Origin of the sequence: Streptomyces sp. H39-C1, assembly GCF_027158125.1 — a bacterium.
Classification (GTDB): Bacteria; Actinomycetota; Actinomycetes; order Streptomycetales; family Streptomycetaceae; genus Actinacidiphila; species Actinacidiphila fildesensis.
Genome location: NZ_JAPVLS010000003.1, coordinates 16,259 through 41,033 on the forward strand (window position 1 = coordinate 16,259; position 24,775 = coordinate 41,033).

The window sequence follows — 24,775 nt, forward strand, 5'->3', positions numbered from 1 at the left end:
CAGCGCAATTCCTGCACATCGGCAGGCCAACGGGTAACCACCGCCCGACCATCGTCGAGGACCGGCGTGTGCCCTGGGAAAATGCTTCGGTTAAGGGACCAGCGCGAGGTGTCCGCCCAGGTTGCGCAGGGAGGTAGTGGTGGTCGCCGGGCGCAAGCCGGGAGGAAGGCCGAGAGAGATACGGAGCGCCGTCGCCTCGTGACGCGCCTGGTCGCCCGCGTCCTGCTGTTCGTAGATGTCGGCGATGACGTCAAGTGTCCGGGCGGTCCAATAGGGGGAACCGAGCCGCCGCCAGATGGCCAGCGACTGGCGGGCCGCGTCCATGGCCGCGGTGCGGCGCCCGTCGTGCAGATACAGGTCAGCGAGGGCACGCAAAGTGATCGCTTCGCCGAAACGCTCGCCGAAACGACGGTAGGCGGCCAAGCATCCGTCCAGGATGCTCTCGGCGTGTTCTGCTTCACCGCGCAGATCGGTGAGATGGCCGAGCCACTGCAGGACATGTACCTCGCCGACGTGGTTCCTCTGTGCTGCGGCGATGCGGCGGGCGAGCTCCAACCGTTGCCGGGCGGCATCCAACCCACCGGTCGCGAGTTCGACGAGACCAAGGCAGCGCTGCGCCGCGAACTCGCCCATGGGGTAATCGGCGTTGCTCGAGAGCGCAAGAGCGCGTTCGAACGCGATCCGTGCGGCGCTGGTCCTGCCACACTCCAGATGCACCGTCCCGAGCGCACACAGTGCGTAGGCTTCCGTGCGCAGGTTGCCTGTGGTGCGGGCGCCGGCAATTCCCCGCTGCAGGTACGAAACAGCCTCCTGGTAGCGGCCGCGCAGCCGTAGCAGGACGCCGAGCCCCACGGCGGCGGCGGCCTCACCTGGATCGGGCTGCCCGCGCTGCGCGTAGGTGTCCAAGGACCGGCGGAAGCAGGTGATGGCTTCGGAGTAGCGGTCCTGGGCGGTGTTGAGTTCGCCGAGCCCTCGATACATGACGGCCTCGCCGAGCAGATCGCCGGCATTGCGGGCGGCGGCCAGCGCTGTCTCATGGGTGTGCCGCCAGTCGTCGAAATGTGCCGATGACTCGCAGTAGTCGGCGAGGGCTGCGGCGAGCTGCCAGGCCGTACGGGGCTCGGCCTGGTGCACCAGCGCGCACAAGGTGCCCCGCTCCGTGCTCAACCAGGACAGCGGCCCGGTCAGCAGGCGGTCGGCGTCCTGGGGCAGCCAAGCGGGTGATGGAGCCGGCAGGGGATCGGCGAAGCCGGAGGCGAGCGTGTGTGCGGCACGCTGTGCGAGATGCAGATAGGCGGCGCAGACCCGAGTGAGCGCGGCAGCCCTCTCCGCTGGCGCCTCATGTGCGGCGGACTGCTCGCGTGCGCACAGCCGTACCAGGCTGTGCATGCGAAAGCGCGGTTCGCCCGTGGCGTCGGCCGCGGTGACGTCCAGCAGCCGGTTGTCGACGAGGGTGTCCAAAGCCGCTTCCGTTTCTGCGGGTCCACTGTCCAGGAGCGCGCCGACCACCCAGCCTGGAATGGATGGGACGGTCAGCTCACCGAGTAGCCGAAAGGCCCGTTCTGCGGCCGGTGCGAGGTGTTCGTAACTCAGCGAGACGCTGGCCCGTACCTCCAGGTCCCCGGCAACCAACTCGTCCAATCGCCGCCGCTCGTCGTCGAGCGCGTCCGCGATGCGGGCGGGGGAGAGGTGAGGGCGGGTTGCCAGCCTCGCGCCGACGATACGCAGTGCGAGCGGCAGATTGCCGCACTGGTGGATGATCCGCGCCGCGGTGCCCGGGGACCGGCGGATGCGGTCGTCGCCCGCAGCACGTTCCAGGAGCGTGCGCGCCTCGTTGTCGGGGAGCAGTCCCAGGTCGAGGCGGAGCGCACCTTCCAGGCCCGCCAGTGCACTGCGGCTGGTGGCGAGGAGGGCGCTGGCTTCGGTGCCCGGCATCAGGGGGCGCAGTTGCCATTCGCTGTGCACGTTGTCGAGGACGACCAGGATACGGCGGTCGGCGAGTGTTGACCGATACAGCCGGGACCGTTCGTCGAGCCCTTCGGGGATAACCGTGCCGTTGACACCGAGGGCTCTGAGTAGAGAGGACAGGAGGGCACCGGGCTCAGCCGACTGCTGGGCGAAGGTGCGCAGATCAGCGTAGAGCTGGCCATCAGGAAACAAGTTCCGCAACAAGTGCGCGGTGTGCACGGCGAATGCGCTCTTCCCGACCCCGGCCACACCCGTGACGACAACCACGCGCGATACGCCCGCAGGTGGGCCGCCCAGAAGGCCGAGCACTCGGTCCAGGTGCCGCCGACGGCCCACGAAGCTCAAGACAGCAGGCGGCAGTTGGCAGAGAGGTTTGCCAGGTTGGCCCCTGTCGTCGTCGAGCACCGTCCGCAGCGCCTCCTGCAGCCGGGCTCCCGGCGCCACGCCGAGTTCGTCGCGCAACAGGCGCCGAGCCGAAGCGAACGCCTGCAACGCCTCCGAGCGGCGCCCCGAGCGGTGCAGCGCGATCATCAAAGTGGCCCACAGCGACTCGTGCAGCGGCTGCTCGGCCAGCAGAGCGCCCAGCTCCGCCGCCAGTTCGCCGTGCCTGCCGGCGGCGAGTTTGGCTTCAGCCATTGCCTGGCGGGCGCTCAGCCGACACTCCTCCAAACGCGTGGACTCAGCCAGCACCGCCATGGTCGGCGGCACGTCGCCCAGCGCCCTTCCACGCCACAGCCCCAGAGCTTCGGACAGGACACCAAGGGCTTCCGTTGGTCGCCCGTCGGCCAACGCCATCTGACCGGCGGCAGCCAGAGCGGCAAACCTGTCGGCATCCGTCTCCCCGGGGCCCACGCGGAGCTCGTAGCCGCCGGACCGGGTAAGGAGCGCCCCTTCGGATGATCCCAAGGTTCTTCGTACGCGGTGCACGTACACTTGCAGGGACTTCGCCGCCGAGTTAGGAACCTGATCGCCCCACAGCTCGTCGATGAGGGCGTCGGCCGAGACGAAGTGGTTGGCATTGATGAGCAGCAAAGCCAGCACAGAACGTTGTTTCGCCGCAGGCAACGAAGTCCACCGCGTGCCGTCGAAGACATCGAGCCGTCCGAGGAATCGGTAGCGCATCTCACCACCTAGGTTGCGGTTGGGAGGCTTCCGGCAGCCCGGATTGCCCGCGACCAGGTGAGCATGACAAGCCGCGTACCCCAGCGCAACCACCGCGCTACTCCTGCCTGCCCTTCGGGATCGTGCCCCGGCGCGACGCTGGAAGCCAGCCGCCTTCCCGGGAGCCGACGAGTGGATCGATGCCGGCGACGTTGCCAGCGTCCGTCGGTGGAGGAGGCGAGGACAGGGCCGATCAGCTCGTCTTGTTGCCCTCGCTGTCCTGCCAGGCACGAATGACCTTGAGGATGCGCCGCCCTGAGTCAGTGAGCCGCATGGGGGTTGAGGGGGACGCACGCTCAAGGAGCCGTAGGCCGAGGTCCTCTTCGAGGCGGCGCAGGGTCGTGCTGAGCGTGGCGAGCGTGATTCCCGATGCCTTGCCCGCCTTGTTGAGGCTGTCATAGGAGGCGGCGACAGCGAAGCGTTCCAGACGGGCACGCGCCCGGCTCCCGGTGAATGCCGGCCGCAGTAGGGGCGGGACGCGCTGGAGTGCGGTGTCGTGGTGGAGGACACGCTGGTGGCTGCGGCCTCCTCGTTCGCGCGTCTCGATACCGGATTCCTTGATCCGTCTCAGCAGGGTCGCCAACGCGATGTGTCGTTCGGCGGCGAGGTCGGTGGCGGATCTATGTTTGACGATGTACTGCTCGTACAGCCAGTCTTGGTCGATGTGAACGGTGCGGCGGTGGCCGGGTTGGCGTGGCTGGCGCAGGGGGATGGCGTACTCGGCGGCGAGTGTGGTGATCACCCGCGGGCTCACCCCGATGCGGCTGCCGATCTCTTTGAGCGTGTGCTCCTGCACGGTGTAGAGCTGAGTGAGTTCGTCGTGTGTCAGGGCCTGTCGCGCGTGGTGCAGTGCCGCGTTGGGACGCCACCCCTGGTCTGTTCGCTCGCGCAGTGGAGCAGGGTGGTGGGCGAGGACGAAGCGGACCGCTGCTGGTGTGGTGCTCAGTTCTTGGGCAGCCGCCGTCGATGAGCGGGTGCGGCCGCGGATGATCTGGTGCAGTGCGGCGGGGTCGATCGTGTCAGGGTCGGGTCCGGGCAGGTCGAGTCCGTTCAGCAGGTCGGCGGGCAGCTGCCAGGTGAGGGGTTCGTCGGCCAAGCCGTGGCGGTCCAGGAAGGCACGGGCCACGGCGTCGAGGGACTCGGCCAGAGCGGGCGTCTGCCAGGCGGGGAACTTGATCATCTGGTTCCGCACGGCTTCCGTGGCGTGGGTGGCGGGCAGCGCACTGAGGCGTTCGTTGAGCACCGTGCGGACAGTGTCGGCTCGGCGCTGTTGGCCGGCGGCGATCCCCACGGTGCGGCAGATGCTGAGCCATTGTTCATCGGGCAGCAGCGGCCGGTAGTCCAGGCGGCGGCGCCTGTGGTAGTCGATCGGAGTGTCGGTGGCATCGAGGTAGTCAGTGACGCGGATTAGCGCCTCCTGAATGGCGTCCCAACGGCCGGAATGGCCCAGGACGTGGAGCATGCGGGTCATGTGACTGTGGTTGAGTTCGGAGCCGAGCCGGGCCAGGGCCTCGCGTGCGTCCAGGCGGCTGCCGACCAGCAGGAGCATCCCGGACAGGGCCTGGCGCATGATCACGTCGTGGGCTCCCTGTGAGGGGGCGATCCGCAGCCACCACCAGGGCCAGGCGAGCGTGGGGATCTTGCGGGCCCGCCGGGCTGCAGCGCTCACGCCGGTGGCCGGCTTGCTAGGGGCAGCGGTGATCGTGCGGTAGCGCAACTGCTCGTTGAACTGGAGCCTGGGGACGAGGGCGGCCAGATGGACCGTCTTGAGGTAGGGACTGATGTCTGCGCCCCAGGACTGGACGAGTACGGCCGCCTGGGGTGATACCAGCGAGCGCGCGGCGTCGAGCAGTGCCCGCATGTCCTGGCCCGCCTGGTGAACATTGCGCTGGCTGAGGATTCTCAGGGCGGCAAGCACGGCTGCCGCCGTCGGCGCCGCCCCCAGCGGGGCCGACGATCCGGGGCGGTCCGGGAAGCGGGAGTCACGGTCCGTTGCGGGTAGACCGGCGAGGACTTCGGCAGGGATGCCGCCGACGAGATCGGTATCGGACAGCAGGTCGGGGTGGCGGGAGGCCACCATGAGGAAACGGGCTGCCACGGCGCGGATGTCGGCGAGTGCGACTGCTGCCGGCTGGGGGTTCGCGGCGTAGATACCGAAGTCGGCTATGTCCTTCTCGATGCACGTGTTGAGCAGGTGCTGTGCCTGGATCACGGCGGATTCCGGCGTCCATGCGGGGGTGGCGGCGTGGTGGAGGGCATGGCGGCAGCGGGGGCCTGTGCCGCTTCCCTGGGTCGCGTTCGCGCACCGTCCGGGGACCGGGATGCCGTAACCGCTGTGGGGCCGCATACGCTGGGGGCGCTCGCAGCCGGGGCAGTCATCGGCCAGCAGCCGGTTGTGTGTCAGGCAGGCGAACGACCAGCCCAGCCGCCACGACACCTTCCAGCGCCCTGCGCTGTCGGCCAGGCACGAGGGGCAGAAACGTGAGCCCCTCCCGCGGCCCCACAGCATCCGCTGGTTCACTGTCATGCTGTGAGGCTTGAGGGAGAGGGCCCGTCGGTCGTAGTGACGCAAGGTCATGCGGTGCACCTGGTCGGCCTCGATGCCGGTCGCCGCGGCGATTGCTTCGGCTTCGGTGTCGCTCAGCGCCACCGCCCAGTCCCACCGTGAACCCGGTACCCCGGAGCGGCGTGGGAGAATACCGAGAGCGGGCAGGAGGTCTTTGAGGTAGGTGTCGAGGCGGTGCGCGACGGCTTCGACCCAGGAGTCCAGCGCTTCGCCCTCGGCCGGCGGGACGCGGATCGGCAGAGTTCGCACCATGCTCATGCCGCTCCCTCCTGCCGCTGCCCCCGCTCGATCGGCGTGCCGGTGCTCTTGGGCTTGCTGGTCATCGTGTGGCGGGCGAATTTCTCTTCCAGGGCCTTGCGGGCCCGTTCCGAAGCGGCGTCGATTTTTACCTGCTCCAGGAGGCGACGGTCCAAGCGCTCAGCTCCGGTACGGGCCGCGCGTTGGCAGCCCCGGTTGATCAGTGTCATCAGGGATCCGATGTGGCCGGTGGTACGGAAGTAGAGGTAGTCGGACAACTCGTCGGCGAGCATGCCGGGGAATTTCCGGGCCAGGACGATCCGTTGCTCGAGCCACAGCAGCAGATTGCGCCACTGGCGCCGGTGCCGCTGAGTGTCGATCTTGAACGGATCCATCGTGAGTGGAGTGGTGCGACGCGCGGTCTGGGCCAGGGTGACGTCGCCGCTGGCATCGGCTTCGGAGTACAGGCCCCGGCTGGCCAGGCCCACCCCGATGAAGATCATGATGACCGGGAACTCGTTCGCGATGTGCTTGAAATGGTTACTGACCTCGCGGCCGTTCTTGTCCTGCCATTTCAAAAAGTGCAGGTCATCGACGATGAGGATCTTCGTTTCGCACTGCAGGACACAGTCCAGAGCCCGCTGGACGAACAGTGCGGAGGTGCCGCTGGTCTGTCCGGGGTGTCCGAAGAACTGCAGCATGGCCCGGTTGAAGTCTTTCATGCCGGTGTTGCTGGTCAGCCCGACCCGGCACACGGGCCACCGCTCGTGCCCATCTGCGGTGAACGCGCCGTGCCGCTGGATCTCGCGCCGGTGGTACTTCAGGGCGAAGTTCAACACCGCTGTGGTTTTGCCCAGCCCGGGGAACGCATCGATGGCGACGGCTCCCTTCGCCTTGTCTCCGTCCTGCAGACTGCTGTCCACGATGTCCCACAAGTCCTCCTGCAGGGATTCAAGTTGCGGGGTCTTGATCGGCCCGAGGTTGGCGTGCCACACGCTTCGGCTGTGTTCGTACATGTCCCGGGGTGGATCACCCACCTTCCCCAGGCCGGCCAGTTGCCGGGTCGTCATCAGCTCCGGCTGTGTGCGGGGTTCTGCTTCGGCCAGGGCCCGCAGTCCTTCCTTGCGTGACAGCGTGAGGTTGTCCAGGTGCGGCCGAGCGCCCTCGGGCGGATCTGTCGGGCGGGCACGCATCAGGCGTCCTCCAGAGCGTCGGCGTAGAAGTCGTCGGCCGCATCCCGGCCATCGAGTTCGTCGTCTTCGTCGTCATCACTGGGCACCGGGCCCTCGTAGGGCTCGGCCCCGTCCGCGTCCGGATCCTCCACGTCCTCCGGGCCCAGGGCACCTTCGTCAGCGAGGATCCGGGCGACCGACGGCAACGCACGGATGTCGTCGCCCTCGGTGTCCGGCAGGTCGAAGGCGGACTGCTCACGGGCCTGGCGCAGTGCGATGCGCCGCTCAGCCATGGTCAAACCCAGGCCCAGGTGCCAGCGTTCCAACAGCGCGGCGACGGCGGTCTCATCGTCGGGGAAGCGGTACTTCTTGCCGGCCACCTTGCGGGCGAGCTCGATGGCTTGCCCGCTGATCGGGAACTTCATCGCCGGGGCGTGTTCCCACTCCAGAGTGTGCCAGCGCCGGGTGTCCAGGCGCCGGAAGTATACGTAGTTGATGTTGTCGGGGTCGACGTGGATGGGCCACATTCCCTTGGCCTTCGGCCCCGTGTACGGGCTCGTCTCACCGCGGTAACCGTCCAGCCCTTCCCCGTTGTACCGGCACTTGCGGATCTCGACGCCGTAATGGTGCAGCGGTCTCCACTGCGTCTTCAGGAACTCGAACCCGAGCGCCGGATCGCGGGGGACTTCGATGTAGCCGGCACGGGCGATGCCGTGCTCGAACATCATCGACGGCGACAGCCGCAGCCCGGGGACCCGCGTATCGACCAGTCCGTCATGGGGTCTCACGTGATACACGCAGGCCACCCACTCGCGGATGATCGTCTCCAACTCGTGGAGGAAGAAAAACGCCTGGTCCTCCGGCCGCTCTCCCCGCGAGAACACATCCGGGCCCTTGTAACCGGGCAGCGATTCCAGCAGGCCCTCCCGCAGGGTCTTGAAGAGTCTTTCGATCGGACCTTTGTCCCGGCCCGTCCGCAGACGAGCCGGCTGGATCGACAGCCCGAGCCGCTGGCAGACGGAGGTGATGTGCTCGCTGATGAAGGGCTTGCCGTGGTCGACCACGATGGTCTCCGGCACCAGGGCCGGCCCCGCGGCGCCCTTCTTCCCGCTGACCTTCTCGTCCCCCTCGCCCTCTTCGAGAGCTTTGCGTTCCACGAAGGCAGTGCGGGGGATGCCGTGATCGGGCCAGGCCGCCCACGACGGCCAGTCCCTGCCCGCCGGACGGGGACGGTAGGTCTGGAACAGCACCGCCGCGACATCGATGGACTGCGTGGACACCGGAGTGACCCTGACCCCCGTGACACACCTGTCGTACCAGTCCATCGCGACGGTCAACTCGGCCTGCACCCACTTCAGCGTGACCGGGTCCATCGCAAAGACGTCCAGCCGCGTGGTGTCCATCAGCAAGTACTCGCCCGGCCGAGTCGGCCGCAGCTTCCCGTACGCACCAGGCGGCCGGGCGGCGATGTCCCGGTTGCGTTTCGCGCTCAGCCTGAAGGTCGGCTTCCGCCGCTCCAGCTCCTCCAGCCACCGATATGCCGTCGCGCGGGTCGGTAGCTTCACCTCGTCCTCGCCGTATCGGGCGGCAAGCCGCGGGCCGACGCTGCGGATCACCTTCGCCCGGGTCGGTTGTGAGTCCTTCCCGTGCTCGGCCATGATCTCCAGGGCCATTTCCACCCACCGCGGATCGGCCCGCCCGAGCCCGCCCATGGTGCCGTCGCCGCGATCCGGCCCGCCATGGACGAGACCGGCCTCCTGATCGACGTGGAAGGCCCGCACCCACCGCTTGATGGTGCGCACGCTCACCCCCAACTCGGCAGCCTTGGCCTCGTACCGCTGCAGCTTGGGGGCCGTAGCCACGTACGGCGTCCGCGGTTCGCCCGGCTCCGGACACTCTGCGCTTCCCGACCGGAAACCGTAGAGAACCTCGTTGATGTGGGCGGCGCGCTCGCGCACCGCCTCCAGCTCCTCGTCCGTGAGCTGGGCCAGCAAAATGGAGGCCGTCTCGCGTGGGTCATCAGACCCGGGGCCCCGCCCGTCCGGGATGACTGCAGCCCGGCCGGAGGCGAGCACCTCCCGCAGCGACAACCGGAACCGGCAGCTCCGCCCATCACGCACCAGGACCTCGTTGCCGGCCGCGGAGCCGAACATCTCCTCCACGGTGACCACTTCACCGTCGTATTTCAGCCTCGTGCCCACCCCGACGCGTACCGCTGATCCGTTCACATGCCCTCCCCAGCGAGGCTCCCGCCGATGAACCGTGGTTCCGCCTTCCGCAGCGTCAATGTCCTGCTCACAGTCCTCGACCGGCGAGGGAAGATCGCGTTTCCCGGAGCCGGTCACGGCAGCCGGCGCCTGCCGCAGCTCATGGCGCTCGGACAGGGGCACCGCGAGATCTGTCACAAAGTGTTGGCACCACAGCAGCCGTAGGACGGCCGCCCGCACCCTCCAATCCGGATGGTGCGGAAAAGCTCGGAACGCGTCGCCGAGCGAGGCCCCGTACAGATCCGCCTCCCGGATCTCCACCAGCAGGTCCTCGTCGAAGAGCCAGTCGCGCCGGTAGCCGGCGAGGAAGCGCAAGTTCGCCAGCTCCGCTTCCGGCGGCTCGCACCACACCTCGAAGTCCCAGCCGCGGGAAAGGACCACCTCGCGAGCCCAGCCGAGCGCGAAGTTCACCTTGGGCCGCGTGAGCAGACGCCGCGGCTTGACGTCAACAACCAGCGGCACGTCCTTGCCCCGCAACACGAGGAAATCTGGAACATGGCGCCGAATACGATCGTCCACCGTGGTGGACAGGAGGAACGGCTGGGCGAAGACCGCCGTCACGTCCTGGTCGAAGTCGGCGTAGAGCAGGCGCGTCAGCTCGAGCCGCGACTCGTAGACAACATGGTCGCGCATCGTGGAGGACCAGTACGTGCCCGAGTAGTGCTTCTGGCCATGCCACCAACGGAACGTACGCCACGGCACTGAAGGCTCGAAGACATCGGCGCCGGCAATCGGCCAGAGCCGGTCTTCGTCGATCTTCCCGTCTGCATGGCGAAGACCCATCGAGACCTCGCCGAGCACGTACGACATACCCCACCCCTGAGCAGCAAGAACGGGGAGTAAAGCCCCCGGCCTCGACCAACTGAGACATCTCCACAATCGCGACGGAAAACACCGCTGCATAGATAGAGACCGGGATCAGCACTACTACGGGCGAACCATCAGACAGGAGTTCGTCTCACTGCCCTGTCCCTTGGGCCAGAAGAAGGCCACCACCAATGAGAAAAGGACATCAGAAGTGCGAGCCTACACCGTGAGCCGCTGGCGGCGGACACGGCGATGGCTGGAGCTGGTGCGGCACAACCCGCCGCAGGACCGTACGCCCGGTCCCGGGCTGGAGCACACGGTGCTGGTGGAGGCATTGCGGCAGTTGCCCGAGGCGCAGCGGACGGCAGTGGTGCTGCATCATCTGTGCGACATGAGTGTGGAAGAGGTCGCGGCAGCCACCGGTGCTGCGGTCGGGACCGTCAAGGCACGGCTGTCGCGGGGCAGGGCCGCTCTCGCCAGGCTGCTGAGTGTGCGGGACAGGGAAGGCAGCCATGTCTGACGTCGACGGCGAGCGGGACGAGTTCGACTCCGTGCTGCGCGGACTTGCTGCCGAGGGCGAGACGTCTCCTTCGCTGACCGGCGCGCAGATCCGCCGGCGCGGTGCGGGACGGCGCCGGCGTCGGCGGGTCGCGGCGTCCGCCGCGGTGACGGTGGCGCTGGTGGCGACTGCCGCGGTGGCGGCACCGCGGGTGCTGCAGTCGCACCGGCCGCCGGCCTCGCCCGCCGCGTCGGCGCCGGCCGCCCCGAGCCCGGACCCGAGCCCTTCTCGGACCGGGCGGGCGACGGTGTCCCTCGATCTGAGCCGGCAGCGGGTCGTCGTCGAGCGAGACGGCCACCAGGTTCGGACGATCCCGGTGTCCGTTCGGAGCTCCTCGCCGGCGGAGCGGCTGACCGTGGTGTCCAAATCCGCCGAGCGCACCGTGGCCGCGCCCACGCTCGGCTCCGGCGAACAGTACGACTACCGGGCCCAATGGGTGGTGGAACTGAAGTCGGACGGCGGTGCGACCGTCCTGCTGCTCGAGTGGCCGTTCAAGTCACCACGCGGCAGCCAGATCGGAGTGCCACTGAGCGAGAACGCCCAGTGGCTGTACCAGCAGCTCGAGATCGGAGCCACGATCACCGTGGACCACGGGTGAGCGGCGTGGAGGATGGCTCGGCTCCCCATCCCGGCCAGGAGTCCTGACGCAGAGTCCTGACTCAGCGGCCGGCGGACGGGCGGCGGCGGTTCATGAGGGCCAGGCCGGCGCCCGCGCCGAGGGCGACGACGGCACCGCCGACGGCCCACTGCGGGGTGTCCCCAGCGCCGGTGGAGGCAAGCTCGGTACCGCTGTTCCCCGCGGGGGCGGCGGCGTTCGGCGCGGAGGTCACGACGGCGGCGGGCTTGCCGCTGACCTCGGTTCCCGGCTTCGGCTGGTCACCGGTGGTCGGCTTGTCGCCCGTGCCGGGCGTCGGGGTGGGCTTGTTGTTGGCCGCGTCCTCGGCGGCCTTGTCCTTGGCGCGGGCCTCGTACTGGCCCACTTCGAGGAAATACTTGATGCTCTCGGGAGTCCCGGTGCGGAGTGCGGCCTTGCCGGCCTTCTGCACTTCGGGGCCGCCGGCGTTGATGATCTGGGAGACCTTGACCTGGTCGTCCTCGAACTTGGCCTTGTACTGGCCGACTTCGAGGAAGTACTTGATGGCTTCGGGAGTGCCGAGCCGCAGTGCGGCGATGCCGGCCTCACGCACTGCGGGGCCGCCGAAGTTGATGATCCGGGCGACGCGGACCCGGTCGTCCTGAAGGCGGGCCTGGTACTGGCCGACCTCGAGGAAGTACTTGATGGCTTCGGGAGTGTTGGCGGTCAGCGCGGCTTCGCCGGCCTCCTGCAGCGAGGGGCCGCCGTCGCTGATGATCTGGGCGATCCGGACCCGGTCGTCCTGAAGGCGGGCCTGGTACTGGCCGACCTCGAGGAAGTACCGCAGGTCCTCCGGAGTACCGTCGAGCGCCTTCTGCGCCGCCTCCCGCACGGCCCGGCCGGTGTTCTTGTCGGCGAGGATCCTGAGGATCGCGACCCGGTCGTCGTCCGCCGAGGAGTCCGAACCGTGGGCGGGATCGGCCGGCTTCGTGTCCGGGGCCGTGTCGGGCACCGAGGTGGTGACCGGCTGCGTACCTTCGGCGGCGACCGCCGGAGAGGAGAAGAGCACGGCCGGCGCGATCGCGGCCGCGGCGACGATCGCCGATATACGAGCCAGCTTCATCTGGTGAACCTACTTTTTATAAGAAAAATCTGAGAATGTCCCCATAGAATAAGCTCGATTTGATCTTGTCTTGACCATAGTCGCCCTCGCCGCGCCCGACCCCCTCATCGCCCTGCAGGTGGGTCCGTTCTCCCGGAAGGGTGGTGCCGGGGCTGGGGCGACGGGACTATGGAGGCAGCGGGCGGGTATCCCCAGGCCACAAACCATGGTGCGGGTACAGGGACGAACTTGAGGGGGCCATGCGTAGCTACGGCCGTGTGGTGATCGGCAACCTTGGCTGCGCCGTGATCCTGTGTCTTCCGGTTCCGCTCGCCTTCCTCGTGGGATACAGCGCCTGGCGTGCGGGCGAGGACTGGGCCTGGATCGCGCTCGCCATCGGAGGGGTCGGCCTGGTCGCGATCCCGCTGCCGACCCTCCGGTTCACGCGCCGTGCCTTCCCCCGGATCACGCGCAGGGACCGGCTGAAGGACCGAAGCATCCCGTACGGGGACGACACCTTCGTGCTGTGGGCTCCTCGGTCGGAACCGAGCTCGGTGCAGGCGCGGTTGGTGCGGGCGGACGTCCTGGAGGCGTCGCTCGTGCGTTACGACCCCGAGGGCGGTGCGGGGTTCACCACCTACGGCGGCGGCCTCTCCCCCGATGAGTTCACACCGCTGGTCAGGATGCGGCTGCGCGTGCACGACGGCGACGAGGCCGAGGTCGCCGACCGGTTCGAGACCACGGGCGAGTGGCGGGTGCCGTCCCTGTGCCTGTCGGCGGTCACCGCGGGCCGGCTGGCGGTCCTGGTCGATCCAGGCCGTCCCGCCGACCCGGCCGATCCGCGGGTCCCCGGACGGGTCACCCCCCATTGGCCGCGCAGCGCCCTGCTCGCGGGCACGAGAACCTGCCGGGTGATCGACCTCGACGGCCGACCGACCGATGTGACCCGGCGCCCCGTGCGCCAGTTGCGCCAGATGCGGATCTCCCGGGCGGCCGGGGGCATCGAGATGACCGGCGACACGACCGATCTGCGGCGCCTGGACCCGGCCGTCGCGGCGCGCTACACCGCCGTGGCCGAACAGGACCGCGCCGCCCCGGAGGACCGGGCGCCGGTGACCGAGCCGGGCGAGGAGTCCCGGTGGCTCGTGGACAGCCTTCCGGGTGAGGCGGCGGGGTTCGGTCCCGTCGGCCGACGGTGGTCCCGCCGCGGTGGCGTGCTGGTGCGGGCCCGGTTCCTGCAGATGACCGCCACCAACACGTTCCAGAGCCACGGCCCGGTCCTCGACACGGTGTTGCGCATCCATCCGGCCGACGGCACACCCGCGTTCGACGCCGCCCGGCGGCTGACGGTGCCGATGAACTATCTCGCCGTCCTGCACCGCACGCGGGAGGTCGTCCTGTACGCCGCTCCGAACGGCAGGTCGTTCGTCGTCGACTGGGCCCGCACCAACCTCCTCGCCGGCACCACCGCGGCCACGGTCATCACGCCCGAAGGACAAGAACTCCCCGTCACGGAGCGCCCTGACGTGATCTGGGCCCTGATGAACCTGCTGGCATCCCGGGGCATCTCGAACCCGGCACCTGTCCTGGACCTCCGCAAGCGCCCCATGAGCGCGGCGTCCGGGGCGGTGATGGACGCGGTGCGGGGGAGCGCGTCCGAGGTGGGTGCGGGACGCGGATAGGCCGTAGAGAGGCACTTCGCCCAGGTTGCTTGACTGAATCCAGAGGCATCTCTAACTTTGGAGTACTCTCTAAGTCAAGGTGAAGGGGTGTGTGCGTATGCAGACGGTCGAAGGGGGGCTGCGTGAGCAGCACAAGGCCCAGCGACGGCTCCGGATCCTCGACGCGACGCGTGAACTCCTGCGGGACAACCCGGAAGCGGTGATCAGTACCGAGCGGATCGCCGAGCGAGCGGCGGTCGCCCCGGCCACCGTGTACAACCTGATCGGACCGCGCGACAAGATCTGGGAGGCGCTCGCCGCCGGGTTCACGGACGAACTCGAGCGCCGCCTGACGGCGCTCGGAGCCGGTGGCCCGCAGGAGGTCGTCAGGTCGACCGTCCAGCTGTTCGTGGACGACCCGGTCGTGTCGCGCCGCATGGTGCGCGAGTGGGAGGAGAGCGGGCTCGTACTCGACCGCAGTCCCCTCACCCAACTCCGCCAGGCGATGGCGGATGCACAGACACAGGGCCTGCTACGCGCCGACATCGACACCGACGCGTTGGCCGCCGTCGTCGGCACCGCGTGCGTGGGTGCGCTCCACCAGTGGGTCGCCGCCCTGATCGATGAGGACCGGTTCCTCGCACGTGCCCTGTTCGCGCTGGACGTCGCGCTCGCCGCGGCGGCCGCGGATGCCCACCGCGACCAACTCCTGGCGCCGCTGCGAACCCGGGGCGCGCCATGACGGCCGGTGCACTGCCGCGGGCCCGACGTTTCGTGGGCCGCGGCGGGATCCTGCTCACCGCGGATGTGTGGGGCGAGTCGTCCTCGCCGCCTCTTGTCCTGCTGCACGGCGGCGGCCAGACGCGACACGCCTGGGGTCGGACCGGTCCTCGACTGGCCGCACTGGGGTGGCGGGTCATCGCCCCGGACCTGCGGGGGCACGGCACCAGCGAATGGTCGGCCGATGGTGACTACGACCTCGACCTGTTCGCCGAGGACGTCCGGGCGCTCGTCGCCGAAGTCGGCGACCGGCCGGCGCTCGTCGGTGCCTCGCTCGGCGGCCTGAGTTCGCTGCTCGCCGCCGGAGAGGCACCCAGGGCGGCGATTCGCGCCCTGGTGCTCGTCGACGTCGCCCATCGACCTGACCCTCGCGGGGTTCGCCGGATCGTCGAGTTCATGCGCCGTGAGCCGGACGGATTCGCCGGCGTCGGGGAAGCGGCCGCGGCGGTCTCCGCCCATCTGCCGCATCGCTCACGTCCGGACGACCCCGAGGGGATACGGAAGAACCTGCGACGCCACGGCGATCGGTGGGTCTGGCACTGGGACCCCCGGATGCTGGACAGCTTCGAGGGGCGGATGGACCCGCCCGGCATGGCGGAGCGGCTCCTCGACGCGGCGCGCCGCGTCGACGCGCCGATTCTGCTCGTCCGCGGCGGGATCAGCGATGTGGTGCGGGAAGACATCGCCGAGGAGTTCTGCGCCAGGGTTCCCCACGCGCGGCGCGTCGATGTGGCGGGCGCGGGGCACATGGTGGCCGGAGATCGGAACGAGCACTTCATCGATGCGGTCATCCCGTTCCTGGACGGAATCGACTGAGCGACCCGTCTGAAGGCGTGGCAGGGTAGGTGTCATGTGTGGCCGATACGTCTCCACCCGCAGCCCCCAGGATCTGGCCCCGTTGTTCCAGGTCACCGCTCGGAATCCCGAACAGATCCTCGCGCCGAGCTGGAATGTCGCTCCGACGGATGACGTGTGGGCGGTGCTGGAGCGTGCCGACCACGACAGCGGCGAGCTGGTGCGGCAGCTGCGGCCGCTGCGGTGGGGCCTGGTGCCGTCCTGGGCCAAGAGCCTGGGCGTCGGCGCGAAGATGATCAACGCCAGGGTGGAGACGGTCCACGAGAAGCCCGCCTACCGTCGCGCGTTCGCCAAGCGGCGCTGCCTGCTGCCGGCGGACGGCTTCTACGAGTGGCAGGCCGTTCCGGCGACGGACAGCGCGAAGGCGCACAAGCAGCCGTACTTCATCAGCCCCGAGGACGGGGCGGTGATGGCGATGGCGGGACTGTACGAGTTCTGGCGCGACCCGGAGGTCGCGGAGGACGATGCGGCGGCGTGGTGGACGACCTGCACCATCATCACCACCGAGGCCACCGACCTGGCCGGGCGGATCCACCCGCGCATGCCGCTGGCCATCGCCCCGGCCGACCACGACGCCTGGCTCGACCCCACCCACCAGGACCCGCACGAACTCCGGGCGCTCCTGGCCACTCCCGCCGACGGACACCTCGACACCCGTGCGGTGTCCACCGCGGTCAACAGCGTCCGCAACAACGGACCGCAACTCCTCGACGCCCCACCGGCAGATGCCGGCACCGGGTGAAGTGCGGCGGCGGGTGCGGTCAGGTGCGCCGTCACGCACTCCCTGGCTCGGTTTTGCGGGCGAGCAGGTGGATCTCCTGGAACTGCCGTCGGTCGGTGGGCTGAGGCTCGCGCACCATCCGGGCCACCTCGGCCAATCCCGCCTCGCGCAGCATCGCGGCGAGGTGGTCGGGTGACCACCGATAGGCCGGCACGACGGCGTGATCGAAGACCTGCGTCGGGTGGGACGCGTCATCGCTGGCCGAGAAGCCGATCAGAAGGTGGCCGCCAGGTGCCAGCACACGATGGAACTCCGCGAGTATGACGGGGAGTTCCCGCGGCGGCGTGTGGATGACGGACCACCGTGAGAGTACGCCGCTCAGCACACCGTCAGCGATGTTCAACGCGGCCATCGAGCCCACGTCGAACCGCAGGCCCGGATAAGCCTGCCGAGCCAATCCGATCATCGCGGGCGAGGCATCGATGCCGAACACCGCCGGCCCCAACTCGGCAAGATGCGCGGCGATATGGCCGGGCCCGCATCCCAGGTCCGCGACCGGGCCGCCCCCACTCCCACTGACGACCTCGGCGAAGGCCCTCAGGATCGCGCGGTCCAAGGGCCTGTCACGCAGCTCGTCGCGGAACCGCTGCGCATACAGGGAGGCAGCGGCGTCGTATCCCTCGCGGGTGGCATCGAGGGCATCGTGTTCGACCATGCCCGCGACAGTAGTTCCCGGCGACGGGGCGAGCGGGAGAATCACGATTCGCCCGCCCGCCTGTGCCGGGTTCGCCGCGGGCACCGGGGCTCGGGTCAGGTCGGCTGCTTGCCGGGGTGAAGTGCATGGGTCGGCTCAGACATGCAGGGTGGGCCGGTAGACGAGCTCCTGGATGCGGCCGTCGAGGGTGCGGCTCTCGATCAACTCGAGGTCGAAGTCGGCGGCGCCCTGGAAGACCGGGGCCAGACCGTTCCGACCGGTGATCACAGGGAAGAGGGTCACCTGGACGCGGTCGACCAGACCGGCGGCCATCAGCGCCCGGTTCATCGACAGGCTGCCGTGCGAGCGCAGCGGTACCTCGGACTCCTCCTTGAGCCGGGCGACGACGTCGACGGCATCGCCGCTCACGACCTTCGCATCCGGCCAGTCGAGGGGTCCTTCCAGCGTGGTGGAGACCACCGTTGCCGGCAGGCTCCTCATCCGGGTGACCCAGGCGTCACGCACATCGGAGTCCTCGGTGCTCGCGGCCAGCATCTCCGCGAACGCCCGATACGTGTTGGCTCCCATGACCATCCGCTGCTCCTCGGCGTACAGAGCGAGGCGGTGGTCGAGGAGCTCGGGGCCTTGCTTGCCCCAGTAGCCGGTCCAGTTGCCGCCGGCGCCGCCGAAGCCGTCGAGGCTGGAAAAGACGTCGAATGTGTAGGTGGCGGTCATGATGCGCTCCTCGGGTGCGGTTGATGGCGTGCTGGGGATAAAGACCGGCAATCGCTGCGAAACTCATCGCCCTCCGACGGTTCCCCGGGCCCAGCAGGACACTCGGCCCGGTCCTCCGTTCGGCGGACACCAGCACGCCCATGCGCTCCTCGGCCGTCCCGGCCGCCACCCGAGAGCCCCTGCTGGACGAGCACACCGCTCTCATGAGCCGCTGAGCCGCGTTCCTTGATCCTCCTCGCCGGCCACGGCGCCGGCCGAGAGGAGCGTCGCAGCGGCGAGGCTGCCCCAGAGGGCGGCCGAGCCGTGGGGTGCGAGAGTGGTGATGACCGCCGGGGAGACGGCGAGGCCGAAGCCCGTGGAGAGCTGGAAGCGGGCGAGTGAGCGTCCCAGGACGTGGGCCGGGGCGAGGACGGTGACGAGCGCGGTGGCACTGCCGGCATAGAGGATCTCGCCGATGGTGCAGGCCACGGACACCGTGGCGACGGCCGGGGCGGCCCAGCCGTGTCCCAGTGAGGTGGCCGCGAGGAAGCCGAGGTAGGACGCGGTGAGTACCCCGCCGGCGAGAGCCAGCAGCGTGCGCCGCGAGAAGCGGGACATCAGCACGGTGACCGGAACCTGCAGGGTGACCACCAGCACCGTGTTGGCCACGAAGATGGCTGCCGACCACATCGGGGATGCGTGCAGCTGTGTTACCAGTACCAGCGGGAGCGCGATTTCGGGGATGTTGAGGCAGAAGGCGTAGATCACGTTGGCGGCCAGCAGCGCGCGCATCCGTGGTGCGGGCCCGTCGCCCCCTTCCGTGGCCGGGGTAGCGGCCGGGTCCGCGCGCAGATGGACCGACCATGCCAGGGCCGCCGCGGTGAGATAGGCGAGCCCGGTGACGGCGGCCAGCGCCTGCAATGCGGTGGTGCCGCCCGCCAGGCAGGCGGTGGCAAGGAGCGCGCCGGCGCCCAGGCCGGCGTTGCGCAGGGCGCGGCCTGCCGCGAGAGCGGTGTCGCGTTCCCGGCCATGGGCGACCGTGGCCACGAGAGCCGCGTGGGCGGCCGGCCATGCCTGGTTCCCGATACCGAGGAAGAGGGCCGCCGTCGCGAACAGCCCGACGTGCCCTGCCGGGGTGGCCAGCAGCAGCGCCACGCCCACCACCCGCACCAGCATCGACGCCGCCACGACCGTGCTGCGTGCGCCCCGGTCCAGCCACCGGCCCACCGCGGGCATGCACACCAGGCCCACGACGACGCCGACCGTCATGGCGATGCCGGTGGCCGGCGCGGACAGCCTCAGCACCGTCACCCCGTAGAGCAGCAGAAAGGGCCGCAGCAGGCCGGTGCCGAGCGCGTCCACGGCCAGGGCGACGGCATAGCGGGGACCTCCGGAGGCCCGGACAAGGGCACCGGGCTGGATCTTGGTGATGGTTGCCATGGCGTCAACGGTGCGTTCGGCCGCCGGGCCGGGAACGCCGGTTGACGGACACCGTCAACCGACGCCGTCGTCGCCCTTCCGGTCGGTGATGATGAGGGGGTGACCTTGAGGATCGACATCAGCGGCCTGCCGGCCGAGCGACTGCGGTTCGCCGCCTCCCCGCTGGCCGAGCTGACCGCGATGCTGCACGTGCTGGCCGAACCGGGACACCACCCGCAGCTCGCCGGCTGGGCCGGCGAGGTCTGGGCCGGGCTGCGGCCGGAACTGGCCGAGCGGTTGCGCGAGGCGGAGTTCCTCTGGCGTTCCTCGCAGGCCGACTTCCTGATCCCCGCCCGTCCTCGGCCGACCCTCGCCGAGGAGTTGGACGACGTGGACCGGATCGACGACGAAACGTATGTGCGGGCAGCACTCGTCACCACCTGCGGCAGCAACCGGGTCCACTTCGGCACGCCGTCGCCCCTCACCGATGCCGCCGCCCGCGAGCGGGCCCTGGACGTCGCCCAGGCCCGCGGCGCGCTGCAAGAGGCTTTCGCGGAACGGCTGCTCGCGGACCCGGCCGCTGTGCGGGCGCGGGTCCGCCACACCCTCGAACAGTGCGCCGAGGCCTTCTTCGACGCCGCTTGGACGGACGTCGCCGTGCGGCTCGCCACCGACCTGCGCATCAAGAACGACCTGCTGAAGCGCCAGGGCATCGGGGCGGCACTCGCATCGGTCTCCGGCGCGGTCACCCTGGCACCGGACGGCGACTGCATCATCGTGGACAAGCTGCAGGACAAGGCGACCGCCGCCCACGGCACCGGAGTGACCTTCATCCCCAGCGTCTTCGGCCGCCCGCACCTGGTGGCGGTCCACGCGCCCGGGTGGCAGCCGGTGGTGCAGTACCCCGTGGCCGAGCCGAGCCCATCGGAGCCGGTATCCCTGGAAACGGTCACACTACGGCTGGAGGCCCTCGCACATCCGGTACGCCTGCGGCTGCTGCGTACCCTGGCCCGCGGCCCGCACACCACCGGTGAGCTGGCCCACGCCTGGGAACTCTCACCCCCGGAGGTCTCCCGCCACCTCGCTGTCCTGCGCCGCGCGGGCCTGCTCACAGCCCGGCGGCACGGTCGCTACGTCCGCTACACCCTCAATCTGCCCGATCTGACAGCGCTGGGCGCCGACCTGCTGGCGGCCGTACTGCGCTGACACCCGTCGGCGGCTGCCCGGTCGGCACCGCGATGGTCGGCCCCGGGACGATCGGCACCGTCGTGATCGGGAACCCGGGGGGACCCTACGGGCGGGCCAGCCGGTGGCGGTCCACCCAGGCGCTGATCGCCGCGGCCAACTCCTCGGGGCGGTCCTCCGGAGAGTGGTGGCCGGCCAGGCCGAAGCGGGAGACCTCCAGGCCCGCGATGTTCTCCTCGCACCAGGCCACGGCCCCTTGGTCGGTCATCGCGCCCGGGCCCGGCTCGAACGCGGCGAGCAGCTTGGGGACGTCGGGGCTGGCGGCCAGCCAGGCGTCGTAGTGCTCGATGCGGGCCACGACGTCGGCGGGCTCGCCGTCCAGCGGCATCATGCGCGTCCACGCCAGAACCGGGCGGCGGCTGTGCGGGGTCGGGAAAGGGCGTCGGTAGACATCGAGGTCGGCAGGGTCGAGCGGGGTGGCGAGCGTGCCCGGGAGTCCCTCGATGAACAGTGACTTCTCCAGGATCATCTCCTCCCCCACCCCGGGGGTGCGCAGGAGGGTGAACAACTCCCGCCCGGCCGCCGGGAATTCGTCGCCGACCAGCGGTTTGATGATCGTCTCGGTGAAGGCTAGACCGCGGACGGTGCCCGGCAGGCGGGCGGCACGGTCGAAGGCGAGCGCGCCGCCCCAGTCGTGGCCGACCAGGACCGCCTCGGTGAGACCGAGGGCGTCGAACCAGGCGTCGAGGTAGCGGGAGTGGTCGTCGAAGGAGTAGGCGAGGTCGGGCTTGCCGGAGTCGCCCATGCCGATGAGGTCGGGGGCCAGCAGGCGGCGGCCGGGCGCGGCCACACCCGGCAGAACGTTCCGCCACAGGTGGGAGGAGGTGGGGTTGCCGTGGAGGAAGACGAACGGCAGCCCGTCGGGGTCGCCGGACTCCCGGTAGTGGACGGTGGAATCAAGGACGGGGATGGTGGGCATCTCGGGGTCACTTCGCTTTCAGTACGGGGAGGGGAAGGTTGAGGCTCAGGACGCGGTCGACGGCGATCTCGACGACGACCAGGTCCAACGGGGCGGGCGGTGCCGCCCCGTAGCGGACGGTGTAGCGGCGGACCGCCTCGGCCAGGCGCGCGGGTTCGTCCGTGACGGTGGCCCGGCCTTCGAGGGTGACCCAGTCGAATCCGTCCGCCTGGCAGAGCGCGACCCGGGCCGCCGGGCCGCCCGCCGCCACGTTCCGGGACTTGCGGGCTCCCGCCCGGGTGGTCACCCGGGCCAGGCCGGTGGTCGCGTCGAAGGTGAAGCGGACGGGCGTGACGTGCGGGGTGCCGTCGGGGCGGAGGGTGGTGAAGGTGGCCGTGTGGGGACGGGCGAAGAACGCCCGTGTGATGGCGGGGAGTTCAACGGCCCGGCTCATTTCTTCTTCACTCCCTCGTTCCAGATCAGCTTGGCGATGTTCGGCTGCACAGCCTTGGTGATGACACCCATGGCCGTGCGGACGTACCGTCGCTCCTCCATTTCGCGCAGCATGCTCGCGGCGAGGTCGGCACGGGCGGTGAAGACGCCGTCGGCGCTGGTCTCGGCGGTGTGGAAATCCGTGACGACGGGGTGCTCGAAGAGGCCGGACGGCCGCACGAGGGTCCAGTCCAGGCCCGTCCCACGGATCACGGCCTCCATCCGGCGCATGTCCTCGTGGAGGGTGCGGCCGAGGCGTCGGTTCACCAGCGGGTCGAGCACGTGGTTGAAGAAGTGCGCTCCGGTGGGACGCCAGTTGGGGTCGGCGATGCTGGAGCTGACAGTGAGCAGCCGCTTGACGCCGTGCCGGTCCATGGCCTCGGTGATGGCGGTGGCGCTCGCGGAGTACGTGGTGATGGCCTCCTTGCTGAAGCGTGCGCCCAGCGCGGACAGGACGGCGTCCGTCCCGCCGATCGCGGCGTCGACGGCCGCCGGGTCGGTGGCGTCGGCGACGGCTACGGTCAGTCCTGGCCGCGCGGCGATGGAGCCGGGGCGACGGGTCACGGCGACGACCTCGTGGCCGGTTGCCAGGGCTTGTTCGGTGAGGTGGCGGCCGGTCGGTCCATTGGCGCCGAAGACTGCGATACGCATGATGTCGGGTCATCCCTCCGTGTGGTTTCCGGAACGCCCTTGACTGTGCCGATCATGAAACGCAAGCTCAACGCTGATGAATAACACCGCCCCCGCCCCAGCCCGCACGCGCGGCCGCCCGCGTGGCAACCCGCCGACCCGCGAGTCGATCGTCGTGGCGGCCCGCGCGCTGTTCCTGGAGCGCGGCTACCGGCGCACCACCCTGCGCGCGGTGGCCGGCGCCGCCGGGGTCGACCCGGCACTCATCGCGTACCACTTCGGGTCGAAGAAGGGCCTGTTCGCAGACGTGATGCAGTTCCAGTGCGCCAACGCACTGGCAGTGGACGATGTCCTCCTCGGCGACCCGGCGACCCTCCCCGACCGCTTGATCGACGCGGTGACGGACCTGTGGGAGGACGCCGACTTCCGCCGGCTCACCGCCCAGGGTGACGAGGCCTCCGAGGTGATCCGCGAATATCTGGAACAGGAGCTGCTGGCCCGGCTTGTTGAATTTCTCGGCGGCCGGGACGCGACCGCCCGTGCCACGGCTGTGGTGACGATCCTCGGCGGCCTCATCTACACCCGCTACCTCAACCCGCTCCCCACCCCCGCCGCCCTCACCCCCGCCGAGTCCCGCCGCATCCTCACCCCGGCGCTGCGCGCCGCACTGACGCCGAGGGCGCGCACCGCGGCAGCCACGAGAGCAGCCCACCGGGGCTAGCGCGAACCCCTCCGCGGCTCCACGGTCTCCTGCTGTTCGACGGAACGCCGGATGGCTTAGGGCCGTCGGCCGGGCCTGCCGCCGGCGCGTATTTCCATTGCCGACGAGCCACACCTGTCCATACGGTCACCAGTGGTACGGCATGAACACAGCACAAGGGAGAGCATGTGGCCAGGGTCGCGCAGCTGGTGTCCTACCCCGTCAAGGGCTGCGCCCCCATGCCGACGCACACCGCGGTGCTGACCCCCGCGGGCCTCGCGCATGACCGCAGTTTCATGGTCACCGGCGAGGACGGAGTCTTCCGCAGCCAGCGGCGCAACCCGCGACTGGCAGTGATCCGCCCCGAGCTCAGCGACGGCGGAGAGCGGCTCACCCTGCACGCCCCGGGCGCGGACCCGACGGGCATCGACATCGACACCTCCGGCCGTCCTCGCGACGTCACGCTGTTCGGGGCTCCGTTCAGGGGCATCGACCAGGGAACCGAAGCCGCCGCATGGCTGTCCGACGTTCTCGGCACCCCGAGCCGCCTGGTGCGCGTTCCGGCCGACCACCACCGCGTCACCGACGGCCGGACACCCGGCACCTCCGGCTACGCCGACAGCTGCGCCGTCCATGTCCTTTCCCGGTCCACCGTGGATCTGCTGAACGAGCGGCTGGGCGAACACGGCAGCCCGCCCCTCCCCATGGACCGCTTCCGCCCGAACATCGTCGTCGACGGCTGGGACACCCCCCACACCGAGGACCGCGCCCACCGCATCACTATCGGCGACAGCGAACTCGGCTACGCCAAGCTCGCCATCCGGTGCGCCGTCACCATGGTCGACCAGCAGGCCGGCACCAAGGCGGGCCCCGAGCCACTGCGCACCCTGGCCACCTACCGCCGGGCCGCCGAGGGCGGCGTCGCCTTCGGCACCAAGTACGCCGTACTGCGACCCGGAAAACTGTCCACCGGCGACGAGGTGCACGTCACCTCCTGGGGGGCATCGGATCGCCGGCCGGAGGCCCGCCGGTGGGACCGTCGCGAACCGGCCACCGGGATCCGCCCGTTCGCCGGGGCCGCTCTCCGGCACGGGACCCGTGTCCGGAACAATCCGGTGGCATGAGCGTGAGACCCTCCGACGACCTGGCCGCCGCCTTCGCCCGCCTGGGCGGTGAGGAGGACGGACAGGTCTGGAGCGACCTGTGGGACGACCTGTGTCACCAGGAATCCGTCTACGACGACAGCTTCCCCGCCCTCCCGTACCTGGCGGCCATCGCGACCGGCCGCTCCCCCGGGGAGCCGCAAGAGACCGTCCTGATGGCGGGCCTCATCGCCTCGGCGGCGGACGACGACCGCCGCACGCGGTACGCCGAGGAGATCGCCGTCTTCGCGGTCGCGGAGCAGGTCGAGGAGAGCTACCGATGAGCGACGCGCTCGCGCGGCTCGACGACGTCGACTGGGCGGCGCTGAGGCACGCCTACGGTGCCGCCGGGGACGTGCCCGGCATGCTGCGGGATCTCTACCGGCCGGAGAAGGCCGCGGCCGCTGCCGA

Annotated in this window: 20 protein-coding genes and 1 pseudogene; 10 read left to right on the plus strand and 11 right to left on the minus strand. The window is 70.0% G+C overall.

Annotated elements, in window-relative coordinates:
• Positions 1 to 90: 90 nt before the first annotated feature.
• From O3W51_RS02810 to O3W51_RS02825, 4 genes are all read right to left on the minus strand, one after another.
• Positions 91 to 3,090 (minus strand): AfsR/SARP family transcriptional regulator, encoded by a 3,000-nt coding sequence (locus O3W51_RS02810; protein ID WP_269283501.1) that lies wholly within the window; start codon positions 3,088 to 3,090, stop codon positions 91 to 93.
• Positions 3,091 to 3,322: 232 nt separating this feature from the next.
• Positions 3,323 to 5,953: a TniQ family protein gene (locus O3W51_RS02815; protein WP_269283504.1), complete on the minus strand. Its 2,631-nt coding sequence runs from the start codon at positions 5,951 to 5,953 to the stop codon at positions 3,323 to 3,325.
• On the minus strand, positions 5,950 to 6,927 hold the full coding sequence (locus O3W51_RS02820) for an ATP-binding protein (RefSeq protein ID WP_269283507.1): 978 nt from the start codon (positions 6,925 to 6,927) through the stop codon (positions 5,950 to 5,952). The genes O3W51_RS02815 and O3W51_RS02820 overlap by 4 nt, the downstream gene beginning before the upstream one ends.
• A 197-nt stretch (positions 6,928 to 7,124) precedes the next feature.
• Positions 7,125 to 10,181 carry a TnsA-like heteromeric transposase endonuclease subunit gene (locus O3W51_RS02825; protein ID WP_269283511.1) on the minus strand — a complete coding sequence of 1,019 codons (3,057 nt, stop codon included), beginning with the start codon at positions 10,179 to 10,181 and terminating at the stop codon, positions 7,125 to 7,127.
• Positions 10,182 to 10,404: 223 nt separating this feature from the next.
• Between O3W51_RS02825 and O3W51_RS02830 the strand changes: the two are divergent.
• Positions 10,405 to 10,698, plus strand: a pseudogene (locus tag O3W51_RS02830) (sigma factor-like helix-turn-helix DNA-binding protein); the annotation flags it as partial.
• On the plus strand, positions 10,691 to 11,335 hold the full coding sequence (locus O3W51_RS02835; protein WP_138352365.1) for a L,D-transpeptidase: 645 nt from the start codon (positions 10,691 to 10,693) through the stop codon (positions 11,333 to 11,335). The pseudogene O3W51_RS02830 and the gene O3W51_RS02835, both read left to right, overlap by 8 nt.
• A 61-nt stretch (positions 11,336 to 11,396) precedes the next feature.
• Here O3W51_RS02835 and O3W51_RS02840 read toward each other — a convergent pair whose 3' ends face one another.
• Entirely contained in the window at positions 11,397 to 12,434 is a 1,038-nt protein-coding gene (locus O3W51_RS02840) for an ALF repeat-containing protein (protein ID WP_269283515.1), read from the minus strand.
• Positions 12,435 to 12,694: 260 nt separating this feature from the next.
• On the opposite strand from O3W51_RS02840, the gene O3W51_RS02845 reads away from it, so the two are divergent.
• The 4 genes from O3W51_RS02845 (at position 12,695) to O3W51_RS02860 (ending at position 16,451) form a co-directional block, all read left to right on the plus strand.
• Positions 12,695 to 14,095 carry a hypothetical protein gene (locus O3W51_RS02845; protein WP_269283518.1) on the plus strand — a complete coding sequence of 467 codons (1,401 nt, stop codon included), beginning with the start codon at positions 12,695 to 12,697 and terminating at the stop codon, positions 14,093 to 14,095.
• Between the two features lie 97 nt (positions 14,096 to 14,192).
• The gene (locus O3W51_RS02850) at positions 14,193 to 14,816 is read left to right on the plus strand and encodes a TetR/AcrR family transcriptional regulator (RefSeq protein ID WP_138352430.1); all 624 of its coding nucleotides are present in this window, start codon (positions 14,193 to 14,195) and stop codon (positions 14,814 to 14,816) included.
• Complete coding sequence (locus O3W51_RS02855) at positions 14,813 to 15,670, plus strand: alpha/beta fold hydrolase (protein WP_269283521.1); 858 nt, start codon at positions 14,813 to 14,815, stop codon at positions 15,668 to 15,670. Before O3W51_RS02850 ends, O3W51_RS02855 begins: the two co-directional genes overlap by 4 nt.
• A 34-nt stretch (positions 15,671 to 15,704) precedes the next feature.
• Complete coding sequence (locus tag O3W51_RS02860; RefSeq protein ID WP_138352362.1) at positions 15,705 to 16,451, plus strand: SOS response-associated peptidase; 747 nt, start codon at positions 15,705 to 15,707, stop codon at positions 16,449 to 16,451.
• A 31-nt stretch (positions 16,452 to 16,482) separates the two neighbouring features.
• On the opposite strand, the gene O3W51_RS02865 is transcribed toward O3W51_RS02860, so the two are convergent.
• The 3 genes from O3W51_RS02865 to O3W51_RS02875 all read right to left on the minus strand — a co-directional run bounded on the left by O3W51_RS02865 (position 16,483) and on the right by O3W51_RS02875 (position 19,278).
• Positions 16,483 to 17,145 carry a class I SAM-dependent methyltransferase gene (locus tag O3W51_RS02865; protein ID WP_138352361.1) on the minus strand — a complete coding sequence of 221 codons (663 nt, stop codon included), beginning with the start codon at positions 17,143 to 17,145 and terminating at the stop codon, positions 16,483 to 16,485.
• 135 nt (positions 17,146 to 17,280) lie between these two features.
• Positions 17,281 to 17,859: a dihydrofolate reductase family protein gene (locus O3W51_RS02870; protein ID WP_138352360.1), complete on the minus strand. Its 579-nt coding sequence runs from the start codon at positions 17,857 to 17,859 to the stop codon at positions 17,281 to 17,283.
• A 201-nt stretch (positions 17,860 to 18,060) separates the two neighbouring features.
• Positions 18,061 to 19,278: an MFS transporter gene (locus O3W51_RS02875; RefSeq protein ID WP_198357743.1), complete on the minus strand. Its 1,218-nt coding sequence runs from the start codon at positions 19,276 to 19,278 to the stop codon at positions 18,061 to 18,063.
• A gap of 99 nt (positions 19,279 to 19,377) precedes the next feature.
• On the opposite strand from O3W51_RS02875, the gene O3W51_RS02880 reads away from it, so the two are divergent.
• Positions 19,378 to 20,463, plus strand: a complete 1,086-nt coding sequence (locus O3W51_RS02880) for a helix-turn-helix domain-containing protein (protein WP_138352358.1) — start codon at positions 19,378 to 19,380, stop codon at positions 20,461 to 20,463.
• Between the two features lie 85 nt (positions 20,464 to 20,548).
• On the opposite strand, the gene O3W51_RS02885 is transcribed toward O3W51_RS02880, so the two are convergent.
• The 3 genes from O3W51_RS02885 to O3W51_RS02895 are packed head-to-tail and all read right to left on the minus strand — an operon-like array spanning position 20,549 to position 22,543.
• Positions 20,549 to 21,421, minus strand: a complete 873-nt coding sequence (locus tag O3W51_RS02885; protein ID WP_138352357.1) for a haloalkane dehalogenase — start codon at positions 21,419 to 21,421, stop codon at positions 20,549 to 20,551.
• Positions 21,422 to 21,428: 7 nt separating this feature from the next.
• A complete protein-coding gene (locus O3W51_RS02890; RefSeq protein ID WP_198357741.1) occupies positions 21,429 to 21,854 on the minus strand; it encodes a pyridoxamine 5'-phosphate oxidase family protein in 426 nt (141 codons plus the stop codon).
• Positions 21,851 to 22,543: an NAD(P)-dependent oxidoreductase gene (locus tag O3W51_RS02895; protein ID WP_198357740.1), complete on the minus strand. Its 693-nt coding sequence runs from the start codon at positions 22,541 to 22,543 to the stop codon at positions 21,851 to 21,853. The genes O3W51_RS02890 and O3W51_RS02895 overlap by 4 nt, the downstream gene beginning before the upstream one ends.
• A 76-nt stretch (positions 22,544 to 22,619) precedes the next feature.
• Between O3W51_RS02895 and O3W51_RS02900 the strand changes: the two genes are divergently transcribed.
• From O3W51_RS02900 to O3W51_RS02910, 3 genes are all read left to right on the plus strand, one after another.
• Complete coding sequence (locus O3W51_RS02900; protein WP_138352354.1) at positions 22,620 to 23,243, plus strand: TetR/AcrR family transcriptional regulator; 624 nt, start codon at positions 22,620 to 22,622, stop codon at positions 23,241 to 23,243.
• Positions 23,244 to 23,410: 167 nt separating this feature from the next.
• A complete protein-coding gene (locus tag O3W51_RS02905) occupies positions 23,411 to 24,346 on the plus strand; it encodes an MOSC domain-containing protein (protein WP_269283537.1) in 936 nt (311 codons plus the stop codon).
• Positions 24,343 to 24,648: a hypothetical protein gene (locus O3W51_RS02910; RefSeq protein WP_269283540.1), complete on the plus strand. Its 306-nt coding sequence runs from the start codon at positions 24,343 to 24,345 to the stop codon at positions 24,646 to 24,648. The genes O3W51_RS02905 and O3W51_RS02910 overlap by 4 nt, the downstream gene beginning before the upstream one ends.
• Positions 24,649 to 24,775 lie beyond the last annotated feature (127 nt).

Bases quoted from the DNA above. Each gene is read 5' to 3' on its own strand.
- O3W51_RS02810 (WP_269283501.1), bottom strand. From the start codon at position 3,090: ATGCGCTACCGATTCCTCGGACGGCTCGATGTCTTCGACGGCACGCGG.
- O3W51_RS02815 (WP_269283504.1), bottom strand. From the start codon at position 5,953: ATGAGCATGGTGCGAACTCTGCCGATCCGCGTCCCGCCGGCCGAGGGC.
- O3W51_RS02825 (WP_269283511.1), bottom strand. From the start codon at position 10,181: ATGTCGTACGTGCTCGGCGAGGTCTCGATGGGTCTTCGCCATGCAGAC.
- O3W51_RS02835 (WP_138352365.1), top strand. From the start codon at position 10,691: ATGTCTGACGTCGACGGCGAGCGGGACGAGTTCGACTCCGTGCTGCGC.
- O3W51_RS02840 (WP_269283515.1), bottom strand. From the start codon at position 12,434: ATGAAGCTGGCTCGTATATCGGCGATCGTCGCCGCGGCCGCGATCGCG.
- O3W51_RS02850 (WP_138352430.1), top strand. From the start codon at position 14,193: ATGCAGACGGTCGAAGGGGGGCTGCGTGAGCAGCACAAGGCCCAGCGA.
- O3W51_RS02855 (WP_269283521.1), top strand. From the start codon at position 14,813: ATGACGGCCGGTGCACTGCCGCGGGCCCGACGTTTCGTGGGCCGCGGC.
- O3W51_RS02860 (WP_138352362.1), top strand. From the start codon at position 15,705: ATGTGTGGCCGATACGTCTCCACCCGCAGCCCCCAGGATCTGGCCCCG.
- O3W51_RS02865 (WP_138352361.1), bottom strand. From the start codon at position 17,145: ATGGTCGAACACGATGCCCTCGATGCCACCCGCGAGGGATACGACGCC.
- O3W51_RS02870 (WP_138352360.1), bottom strand. From the start codon at position 17,859: ATGACCGCCACCTACACATTCGACGTCTTTTCCAGCCTCGACGGCTTC.
- O3W51_RS02875 (WP_198357743.1), bottom strand. From the start codon at position 19,278: ATGGCAACCATCACCAAGATCCAGCCCGGTGCCCTTGTCCGGGCCTCC.
- O3W51_RS02885 (WP_138352357.1), bottom strand. From the start codon at position 21,421: ATGCCCACCATCCCCGTCCTTGATTCCACCGTCCACTACCGGGAGTCC.
- O3W51_RS02890 (WP_198357741.1), bottom strand. From the start codon at position 21,854: ATGAGCCGGGCCGTTGAACTCCCCGCCATCACACGGGCGTTCTTCGCC.
- O3W51_RS02895 (WP_198357740.1), bottom strand. From the start codon at position 22,543: ATGCGTATCGCAGTCTTCGGCGCCAATGGACCGACCGGCCGCCACCTC.
- O3W51_RS02900 (WP_138352354.1), top strand. From the start codon at position 22,620: ATGAATAACACCGCCCCCGCCCCAGCCCGCACGCGCGGCCGCCCGCGT.
- O3W51_RS02910 (WP_269283540.1), top strand. From the start codon at position 24,343: ATGAGCGTGAGACCCTCCGACGACCTGGCCGCCGCCTTCGCCCGCCTG.